Annotated in this window: 7 protein-coding genes; 1 reads left to right on the top strand and 6 read right to left on the bottom strand. The window is 57.9% G+C overall.

Annotated elements, in window-relative coordinates; translation table 11 throughout:
- Positions 1-143 precede the first annotated feature (143 nt).
- Together Q2B33_RS18595 and Q2B33_RS18590 are read right to left on the bottom strand one after the other, a co-directional pair.
- On the bottom strand, positions 144-2,195 hold the full coding sequence (locus tag Q2B33_RS18595) for a DUF5107 domain-containing protein (protein WP_296475005.1): 2,052 nt from the start codon (positions 2,193-2,195) through the stop codon (positions 144-146).
- On the bottom strand, positions 2,192-4,054 hold the full coding sequence (locus Q2B33_RS18590) for a DUF5696 domain-containing protein (RefSeq protein WP_300567754.1): 1,863 nt from the start codon (positions 4,052-4,054) through the stop codon (positions 2,192-2,194). Before Q2B33_RS18590 ends, Q2B33_RS18595 begins: the two co-directional genes overlap by 4 nt.
- Positions 4,055-4,656: 602 nt before the next feature.
- Here Q2B33_RS18590 and Q2B33_RS18585 point away from each other — a divergent pair.
- Positions 4,657-5,625: a calcium/sodium antiporter gene (locus tag Q2B33_RS18585; RefSeq protein ID WP_296475009.1), complete on the top strand. Its 969-nt coding sequence runs from the start codon at positions 4,657-4,659 to the stop codon at positions 5,623-5,625.
- A gap of 82 nt (positions 5,626-5,707) precedes the next feature.
- On the opposite strand, the gene Q2B33_RS18580 is transcribed toward Q2B33_RS18585, so the two are convergent.
- From Q2B33_RS18580 to Q2B33_RS18565, 4 genes are all read right to left on the bottom strand, one after another.
- On the bottom strand, positions 5,708-6,970 hold the full coding sequence (locus Q2B33_RS18580) for an MFS transporter (protein WP_300567749.1): 1,263 nt from the start codon (positions 6,968-6,970) through the stop codon (positions 5,708-5,710).
- 30 nt (positions 6,971-7,000) lie between these two features.
- A complete protein-coding gene (locus Q2B33_RS18575) occupies positions 7,001-7,774 on the bottom strand; it encodes a DeoR/GlpR family DNA-binding transcription regulator (protein ID WP_300567746.1) in 774 nt (257 codons plus the stop codon).
- Positions 7,775-8,086: 312 nt separating this feature from the next.
- Positions 8,087-9,403, bottom strand: coding sequence for an MFS transporter (locus Q2B33_RS18570; protein WP_300898489.1), 1,317 nt, complete (start codon positions 9,401-9,403; stop codon positions 8,087-8,089).
- Positions 9,404-9,633: 230 nt separating this feature from the next.
- Positions 9,634-10,648, bottom strand: a 1,015-nt coding sequence (locus Q2B33_RS18565; RefSeq protein ID WP_300784122.1) for a M3 family metallopeptidase, incomplete at its 5' end; no start/stop codon positions are given.

Here is a 10,648-nt window from a genome sequence, read left to right as displayed (position 1 = left end):
TATTTGCATTTTTGGTTGTTTTTGCTAAAGGATTACTTTAATCCAAAAAGTATACATTTTGTGGCATGCAATAAAAAGCCCAACCTTGTCAAAATGACATATCAGTTGAGCTTTTGGGATAAATTATCGTTTATGCAATTGCATCACACCATGCGGAAATCCAGGTGCTTCGGAGGCTTTAAGTTCTCCCGTGCCCAGTTCATGTCAGCCTCCTCCGCGCCGCCCCTTTCCTTGCGGGCCATCAGTTCGAACCACAAATCCGTCAGCAGCACATCGCCCTCCCGCACATCTGTCAGGACGATGTCGCTCATCAGCAGGGCCTGGGCCTCCTGGTAGCGTTTCGTCCGCAGCAGCGCAAGGATCTCGAAAGTCTTGATCCGCCCCTCACCGCGCACTTCGGCCGGCAGTTTGTCCAGAAAACCGTACATGCGCTGGTACTGACGCGTTTTGGCCAGCAGTTCCAGGGCTTCCACGGCCAGAGGGCGGATGGGTTTTCGTTCTGCCGCTTCGCATAAAAGATCCGCCGCGCGAGCCGAATCACCGCCCTTATCCTCCAGAAGCGCCAGACAGCGAAGGGCCCAGGGATTCCGGGCACATTCCAGGGAACGGCGGAATTCCTTTCCGGCGGCCTGATTTTTTCCGGCGGAGGCATACATTACCCCCAACTGATAATGTCCGTACCAGTGGTCGCTTCTGCCATTTTGAATCGAGGCCTCCAGCGCAGCCTCCCAGGCCGGACCCGTCTGGTAGCTCAATGGCTCCGCATCCGGCTCCGGGCAGGGAAGGATGCCGTCTACAGCCAGTTCCATCCAGGGCTGCTCCTGCTCTCCCATCCTCATGGCATCCATGGAAAGCCCCGCCGTATGGAAGCCCTTGCCCAGCAGCGCCATTTCCGCCCGGGCGAATCCCATTCCGGAATGGAGCACCGCACCGTTTTGACCGTCCAGCTCCCGTTTCAGACGATCATGCAGCTCCTCCAGTACATGGGCAGGCCTGGCCGCTTCCAACGCTTCTGCTACGGAAGCTACCGCAGCAGCATAGTCTTTCCCATGGACCGCAGCCGGGTCTGCCTGGACGGCGCCATAGGATTCCAGCCAGCTGATCGTCTCCCCACCCTTCATGGGCAGGTGCTCCAGCTGGGTCTTGGCAAGGCCTGCCTGCAGTTCGATATAAGCGCAGCCCTTTTGGGCCAGGAATTCCTGCCAGTGCCGCCCTCCGGTGCCCATGCCCCAGACGAACAGCTTCCGTCCCCTCAATTCACCTGTGGAAGTCTGGCACATACCGTATCCGTCTCTGCCCGGAGCGGCGATAAAGGGCCTGGCATCCTTCGGCACATCGAAGAAAAAGTCCATAGACTGGGGCAGAGTGGTGGTGCGGGTGATATCCCAGTCCAGTTTCCCTCCGTTCTCCCTTGCCAGACGCGCTGCCTCTCCGCGCAGCTTATGGGCCTCGGCGGTCATATAGGGCACAGGTACCTTAGCCAGCTTGCCGCCGTAGCCATAGCGGAAGGCCTTGTCCGCCGGAACCACTACGCGTACGTCTTCTCCCTCGTCTACCGCCATATTGCTCCACCAGTAGACGGCAGTGTCCTCCCCGGTGGCGTTGTCGATGCGGATCCGGACATAGAGTTCTTTTGCACCGTCTGGCAGGAAAGCTTCCAATCTGTAAAAGAGATGGCGCACCCTCTCGTACTGGAACATGCGCAGCACAGGGGTTCCATCGCTTAAGGCAAGCTCCTGGCAGGCCATGTGATCCACGGTAAAAGGCGTATGGCCTATGATGCCGATATTCCACTCCACGCCGCCGGAGATCCAGGCATTGCGCAGGGCCAGGTTACAGGGCTGGAAGACAGGGTTTACATGCAGCAGCTCCCGCCCCGCCTCCTTGTCGTAAAGGGACCAGAGTCTTCCTCCAAGCTCCGGCAGGAAGGTGGCCTTCAGGAATTCGTTCTCCAGGACAAAGGCTTTAAAAGCATGGTCACGGCGGATTCGGTCATAGCCATCCTGAATGGTGTAGGGCAGAATGGTGTTCACCCGCCCCCAGCCCATGTAGCGGGCTTCCTCCGGGCTCACGGTGGCCTCGTCAATCTCTATCTGTGCGTGGGCATCCGCTACTGATTTCAAATCAGGCAGGGGATTCTCCTTCCCCAGGGATGCGGCGGGCATAGTGTAGGTAGTCGTGGTCAAAGTGCTCATATTGCCTCCTTCTTTTGCTCCATAATGTGGGGATACGTAATTTCATAGGTATTCTCCGCGAAATTCACGGTTACCTTGGTTCCGTCAGAAAAGGTGCTGCGCTGTATGCTCCGTTCTTCGTTCAGAAACTCATGGTTTATCATTTTCTCCATGGCTACATGTTTCTGAAGCTCCCGAATCACCTGCCATTGCCGGATGTTTTCCCGCAGTTCCCCGCCCTCCAGATATTCGCCCATATAGCCCATACCACCGTTCAGCAGGGCATGAAGGAAGCCTGTCGTCCCCTCCGGAATGCCCCAGGCGCCGGCGGGCATCATCCATGGTATGATTACGCAGTCGTGGTATACCAGGTTATAGAGAGGCACGGGAATGGCACAGTCTTTTATGTAGGGCGCCCAGTGGCAGAATACCTGCGCGCCCACAGCCCAGTCGTTCACCTCCTCCGAGGAAGGGGCCACGCCGTGGGCCGTCAGATAGTGAAAGCACCGGTTCCTGGCATCGATGCACTCCCTGCGGGTCATGGGATGGTGGGGATTGACGCATTCGTCCAGTTCGTTACAGGTGAACACGTCCAGATAGGTGCCCTCCAAATGAATCCCCGCGGCAAAAAGCTGCTCGAAATTTCGACGCACATAGTCCGGCGCAAGGGACGCGCAGAGGTAGTTCTGGGGCCCTCCGGCCCATCTTGCCAGGGAGAACAGGGTACCGTCCGCGCTCATGGCCGCATTGTCGGCGTCATAGGTAGGCGCGTCCAGATAGTAGTCCCGATACTGGTCATGCACGCCGAACATATAACCAAGCTCCTGCATGGTGTCCGAGAGCTCCTTCAGGCCCTCCCACCCGCCGGCCTCTTTGCAGGGGGGCAGATAATCCGGGTGCTGGTTGTCGTATCCGGGCTGCCCCCAGCCGTCCAGATGCAGGTAGAGCTGGTCCACGCCCAGTCCCTTCAGGCGCTTCACCCTTTCGGTCCAGTGGGAGAACGGCACCAGCCTGTCGTTTTTTTCCGGATTTTCTTTGTCATAATAGGCGGAGCCTTCCGTCACATGGCTCTTGCCCTCCACATGCATGACGCAGCAACCGATGAGCTTTTCCACATTGGGGTTCTGGGCGGCCTTCTCCTTTAAGGTGCGGGGACGCCCCTCTTCATCGGCTATTTCCCGGTAAAGCTTGCAGAGCGTGACGTAATCGCTGCCCGCGGGCACAAAGCAGTAGCTGACGGTTCGGGCATAGTCCATTTTTCCCATGGAAGGGAGATGGCGCAGGGATATCCGGGTGGGGCCTCCTGCGGGATGGTTTACGGTATAGGCGCTGTCCCAGCTCTGCCTCACATAGCACAGGTACCCGCCCTGCGGCGTAATCTCGCCCCACCAGGGCATGTAGGCCGACTCGGAGCCCATCTGTCCGTCAAAGGGAAGCTTCTCTCCCACCGCTTCCGGCCAGTCCGTGGGCAGAAGCTGTCCCTGCATGGTGTTCAGCACCGCGTAAGAACCGGCTTCGTCCGCCACGAGAGGGCCTGGCCAGCAGACCTCCTTTACCCCGGAATCTCCTTCCCTGGCCAGCTCTGTCATATCGGTGGGAACGAAGGTGCAGTCCACGAAGCCGGTAGTGTCATTGACGATGATGCGTGTCTCGAAAGCCAGTTTCCCGTACCCCTCAAATTCCCTGTAGCAGACGCTCTCGCCTGTGCCCAGGCCGGTCTTTAGGGGCATCCGGGTGATGCTGCCCGCGCTCTCGAAGAGAATTTCCTCTCCGCCGCACAGCCTGATGCAGGGCCTGTGCGCCTCATCGAAGCGCCAGGCTTTCCCGTTTGCCTTGACGAAGGCATCGGGGACGAGGGTCACATCGTGTTCATTTCTCATAAGTCTTTCCTCCTGTTCCATTGGGCAAAATTAGGGTCGCTGTTGGGCCGATTCTGTTCGAATCTTCCGCTTTCCGCGGAGAAAGCTGTGCATTTTATTATATTGACTAACCTCAGAATTGTCAATATGTACATTTTTAGGTTTTAAGATGCCTGTTCCGGCAGCACAATGTTCCATCTGATGCCTTACCGAAAAAAATTCTAGGGGGCAACGGTATTCGTGATATCATTTTATAAATATTGTTTTCACGTTTCCCAAAGCCGTCCCTCCCCGACATCTGCGCGGAGAGAAACATGCCAAAAACGGGCAAATAACGTACAAAAAAGCAAACCGACTATTGACACCCATCCTGTCCTGTGCTACACTGACAGGAACGATAGAAATAGAAATGCCTTTATGAGGGAGTAGTCAGCGCGATTCGCGTGGCAAGTCAACAAACGCGGCCTTTTAGGTCTGGCTTGTCTTAAATAACGAGACTCATACATAGCTGCGGAAAATGCCAGGTTCGTCCTGCAGGATGTTTTCTGCGCTATGCATGGGTCTTTTCTCTGTAAGGAAAAGTACCGGCAAATCTCAAAATACGAAAGAAAGAGGTTGGAAAAATGGAATTGGCAACGGTAATCTTCTTGTTTCTCGTTGGAATCGTATTCATCGTAAAGGGCGGGGACTTCTTCGTGGACGCGGCATCCTGGATTGCGGAGGTCAGCGGCATCCCGAAGCTGATCGTGGGGGCCACGATCGTCAGCCTGGCCACTACCCTGCCGGAGATGCTGGTCTCCGTCATGGCCGCGGCAAAGGGCAGCGTGGACATGGCCATCGGCAACGCCGTGGGCAGCGTCACCGCCAACATCGGCCTGATCATGGCGATTTCCCTGATCTGCATGCCGGGCATCATCAAGCGGGCGGATTATCTCATGAAGTCAGTCCTGATGCTGGCCGCCTCCATCCTGATCGTACTGTCCGGCGTGGCGGGCGAGATGGGCACTGCCATCACCATCGCCATGATGGTCATCTTTTTCTTCTTCCTGTGGGAGAACGTGAGCTCCGCGAAGCGCTCCATGAAAGCCAGCGCGGATGCGGCAGGGCGCAGGAAAATCGAGGGGAAGAAGGAAATCGCCGTGAACCTGGTGAAGTTCGCGGTGGGGGCCGTGGGCATCGTCTGGGGCGCGGATCTCCTGGTGGACAACGGCAGCGCTCTGGCCGCCATGGTGGGGGTGCCGGAGCGGGTCATCGGCGTGACCATCATCGCCGTGGGGACCTCCCTGCCGGAGCTGGTCACCACCGTCACCGCCATCATCAAGAAGCAGTCCTCGCTCTCCGTGGGCAATATCCTGGGGGCGAACATCATCGACCTGACATTAATCTTGCCCCTGTGCTCTCTGGTGTCCGGGAAAGCGCTGCCCATCGCGGCCACCTCCGCCAGGTACGACCTTCCGGCCTGCCTTTTGGTGGGATGCATCGCCGTGATTCCCGCCATGGTGTTCCAGAAATTCCAGAAATGGCAGGGCATCCTGCTCCTGTGCGTATATGCGGTCTATCTGTACCTGACCTGTTCTGCCATAGGGGCTTAGGCGACATGCGTCAAGGAAAGGATGGAATCAAAAATCCCGCCCCGGACAGCGGATATCCGCTTTGCCTCCTGGGGCGGGATTTTTATGACGCATCTGTCTTAAACACATTCCACCGCCTGGTACACAGAAGGCTAAGCAGCGTCCCAACGAATGCCACCAGCGCCCAGAGCCACAACACGCTCTGCCAGCCCTTCTCCTGCGCCACCCAGGCGATTCCATAACTGGAAAGCGCACTTCCCACATAGGTGCAGGAATTCAACAGCCCGGAAATGGTGCTCACCTTCCCCTTTTTCTGAAAAAAGGCGGGAAGCATGCTCACCAGGATGACGTTCACGCCGTACATGCAGCCAGTGACCAGGGCGGCAAGGCCTACCGATACCAATACATGGACAGAGGACAGGAAAGCAAGGAGCAGGCTGCCGCAAAATCCCGTCAAAAAGGCCACTCCGGCGCACAGCAGTTCGTTCCGGATGAGCTTCCGGTTCAGCACGGAAGTGATTTCCAGACAGACGATGGAAAAAATCGGTAGCACCACTCCGCTTAAGATTGCCGAGGAACTGTCCAGCGAAAACGTCGCGGCCACATAGCTGGGCATCCAGGTGGTGATGCCATCACGCAAGACACCCTGCATGACGATGGCCGGCATCACCAGCACCAGTACCAGGACAGCGCTCTTTGAGAGCAGACGCCCTGGCCGGCCGGTGCCTGCCATAGTGGGCCGAGGAGTACTGCCTGTGCCGTCCCGCGCCCGGTTCCGGGCCTCCCCCGCGCGCTTCATCGCTGCCGGAACCCCTTTTATCCAGACCACCGCAAAGCATATGGCGCCTGCCGCGCACAGGAAGAACAGACTTTTCCACCCCTTCCACCGAATGCAGGCAGGTGCCAGCAGGTAGACGGCAATCGTCCCCGCGGACGAGCCCCAGGTCACCCGGACTACGGCCTTTTTATATGTATCCCCGTCCAGACACGCCGACATGATTCGTACCATAGGCGGCCAGATCATGGCCTGGGCGAACCCGTTGATGCACCAGAAGGCCAGAATCATTCCCGGCTCCGTGAAGATGGGGACGAGAAGGTTCATGCCCGCCGTGGTCAAAAGCCCTGCCAGAATCATCTTCTCAGGCTTCAGGCGGTCTCCTAGCCAGCCACTGATCAGCTGCCCCGCCCCATAGGTGATGAAGCTTCCCGTCACCGCCATGGACGCCGCAACCTTGCTGATGCCCTCCGCCCTTTCGACTTCCAGGAGCACCGCCCCGTAATTGATCCTCGTCAGATAGCTTATGAAATAGCATATCGTGCACAGAGCGATCAGCATCCCGCCACGGCTTTCTTTTTCCTCTTTCATCGTTCTCCCAATCTTCCTTCCCTTTTTCGTTCAGCTTTTCTTCCCTCTCAGCACCCGAATCTGGTTTTCCAGGTACAGGTTGTAGATCTCCCCCTCAAGCCCGGAGTCCGTCACCAATGTGCAGTCCTGCCGCACATCCGCGATCTTCAGGAAGCCGCTCTTCTCGAATTTATCGCTGTCTGCCAGGAATATCGTCTCACCCGCCTGCTCCATCATCTTCTTCTGTATCGTGCACAACTCCCGGTCATAATCCATGACCCCGTACTGGATGGACACCGCCGACGGACAGATGATGGCCTTGTCCGCATGGAACCGCTCCAGGGACTCCAGCACCCAGGAGCCGTAAAACGCGTTCTCCCTGCCCATATAGAACCCGGAGCACAGGTACAGTTCGAAGCTCTCTTTGTTTTTCAGCGCATCGAAAACGTCCAGACAGCTAGTGATTATCGTCAGCCTTTCAAAACGCTCCCGCAGCATTCCCGCGAATTCCACCGCCGTGCTTCCGCAGTCCACCATGAGGATGTCGGATTCGGAAATCAGCTCTGCTGCATACCGCACCAGCTCCGCCTTTTTCTCCTGGTTCTTTCCGCTGCGCTCCTTCCGGTCCAGATATTCCCCGCTGCGCGGAATCCGCAGGGCTCCGCCATGGACACGGCGGAGGCTGTTCTGCTTTTCCAGCTCCAGCAGATCCCTGCGGATGGTCTCCACAGACACGCCAAACCGCTCCGTCAGCTGTCCGATTTTGGCCGCGCCCTTGGCGTTTATGAACTCTATGATTTCCTGTTGCCTCTCCGTGGCAAACATCTGCATCTCTCCTATCTTGCTTATCTTCCTCCGGCCGTGCCGTATTCATATAACAACGGCCTTCCTGCCTGCCTTTTCCACACATCTGCAACTTATACCACATTATAACAACTATTTCCACATATTGCAATAGGAAATCCACATGATATACACAGAATTCCACACGCTAAATCATCCACACCGGCATCTCTTTTTCGGCTAATATCTCTCTGAATATAATTTTCGCGAACCCGTGACAAAAAACAAGCATATCTCGGCTATTATCTATTGTTTAGTATCTTAGCCGAAATATGCCTGTCTTCAAAAAAAGCTTTATCCCTTCTTAGCCGCGTTCACCCGTTCCACCTGCTCCGCCAGCCTCTCCTTGGTCAGTGGATATGCGCCGAAGAGCAATGCCCCCGCCACGCACATGACCGCGGGCACGGCGATGGTACAGACAATCAGGGCCGTGCGCACCTGGGGCGGCTGGGTCTGGGCCTCTCCCCGGAAGCCTGCCGCTTCCAGGATATAGCCCGGAATGGCGCCGCCCACGCCCATGCCGCACTTGGTGATGAAGCCGGACAGGGCCGCGATGGCCGCGTCCGCACGATACCCCAGCTCCAGCTCCACATAATCCGTGTTGTCCGCCTGGATGCCGTAGGTCAGGGGCATGCACAGCCCGTCCGCGAACCCGGCGATGGCCATGGCTGCAAGCAGGATGGGGATGCTGGTGACGTCAATCAGGCGTAGGAGCGGCGCCGTGCCAATCAGGGTCAGGCTCAGCATATAGGCCTTCTTTCGCCCAATCTTTCGAATCAAAGCGCCCACCAGCAGCGTAGCCGGAAGCAGCGCGCACAGCTGCACCACGGACACCACGCTCATCAGCTTCAGATTCCCAATCACATATGTAAAGAAATACGCCAACGTGGTATTCATCACATATTTCCCAATCATGTAAATCAACGCGGCGGAAAAGGTGATAGCCACCGGCTTCTGGCCCAGGATGCGGAACAGATCCTTTATCTGATAGCTGTCCTTCCCCGGCTGGGCCTGCACCCGCTCCTTCAGCCCCAGCGCGCCCGCGATGGAACAGCCCGCAATCACCGCCGCGGCGATCAATACCAGGGTGATATAGCCCTCCTTCTCGGAGACATTGCCGATGATTACAGGGGCGCTTAAGTTCACCAGAAAGGAGCCCAGGGTGTACACGAAGCCCTTCTGGGCGCTTAAGGCGCTGCGCTCCTCCATATCGAGAGTCATCACCGGCAGCATGCTGTTCAGGGAGATGTCCATCACCGGGAACAGCACCCCGATCATCAGGTAGGTCACATAGGCGATGGCCAGCTTCCCGGAGGTGGCCATCAGGGGCGCGAACCAGATCAGCAGGAAGTTCAGGGAGCACAGCGCCGTGCCCACGATCAGGGTGGGGCGGAAATGCCCGTGCTTCGTGGTGGGCAGTCTGTCGATGAGGAATCCCATAAAGGGATCCTTCAGCGCGTCCATCACCCTGGCAATCAAGAACAGGGTGGCGCAGGCCGCCGGGTTCAGTCCTATCACATTGGTGTAGAATATCAGCAGGTAGGACCCCAGTATGGTCTGGATGGGGATATTCCCCAGGTTCGCCAGCGCAAAGCTGATTTTTTCTTTCATGGTAACTTTATCACTCATTTATCTGCCTTTCTTAAAGGGACTCCCCCCTCATCTCCCCCGCCGGCATCCCACCGGAAACCATACAATGCCGCTGCGCTGCGGCCCCTGCGCCAGCCGCTCTCCGGGCAGCTGCGCTCTGCCTCACCCCAGAGCTTGCGGTACTTGCATACTACGGGGCTTCTGTGCAGCATTGGCTGCCCCCGCCAGCCGCTCTCCGGCTCTGGCAGATATCAGCCCTCCGTCTCCGTCAGCTTCCTCTCCATCCACTCCGCCAGCCTGATCATGGTCTCCTCCTCAAAGGGGCTGCCCAGGCCCGCGCTCTCCACCAGGCTGGGGAAGTCCATGGTGCCGCTCTCCCTGCACAGGCGCAGATAGCTCTCCCAGCTTGCCTCCCTGTCCTCATGCATCCAGCGGTAGTACCCCAGAGCGCCGATATCCGCCAGGGCATAGTCGATGGCATAGAAGGGCCAGTGATAGATATGGGGGATGCGCTGCCAGCCCCTGCCCTCCCGCAGGTTCACATTGCAGTCATAGTCCTTGTCCGGGAAATATTCCTTGTCCAGCCTGGCCCAGAGCCCGTTGCATCCCTCCGCCGTCATGTCGGGATCCTCGTACACAAGCTGCTGGAACTCGTCCTGCAGGCACTGGTTGATGATCAGCCGCACCGCGTCCTCCAGATGCATGGCCCGGTAGTCCCCGGCCCGCTCCCCGAAGAACAGCTCCATGTAGGGCATGGCAAAGAACTCCATGGCCATGGCATGGGTCTCCGCCATCTCCGAAGTGTTCCAGCAGCGCTCCCGAATCTCCTCGTGGCGCTTCAGATATCCCTGGAAGGCATGGCCGCCCTCATGGCACATGATGTAGGCGTTCTCAAACGTGCCGTCAAAATTGGCGAAGATGAAGGGGGCCCTGTATCTCTCAAATGTAGTCATATAGCCGCCGTCCCGCTTGCCGTCCCGGATCTCCACGTCCGCCAGGCCATTGTCCAGGAGAAATGCGATGAACTCGGCCGTCTCCGGGGACATCTCCGTGTACATCTGTCGGGTGGCCTCCAGGCAGGCGGCAGCGCTGCCCACCGCTCTCTCCCCGTCTCCCGCTCCACAGGGGCCTGTAGCGGAACCGCAGGCTTTGTCAGCCCTGTCATCCGCCGCATTGCCCTGGGCCATGCCGGCCCTGTCATCCGCCGCAGCGCCCTGGGCCATGCCGGCCCTGTCATCCGCCGCAGCGCCCTGGGCCATGCCGGCC

The organism is uncultured Acetatifactor sp. (assembly GCF_948601915.1).
In the GTDB taxonomy this organism is placed as follows: Bacteria; Bacillota; Clostridia; order Lachnospirales; family Lachnospiraceae; genus Acetatifactor.
The sequence above is the reverse complement of the archived record's forward strand: the minus strand, read 5'-3'. Positions and strand labels throughout refer to the sequence as shown.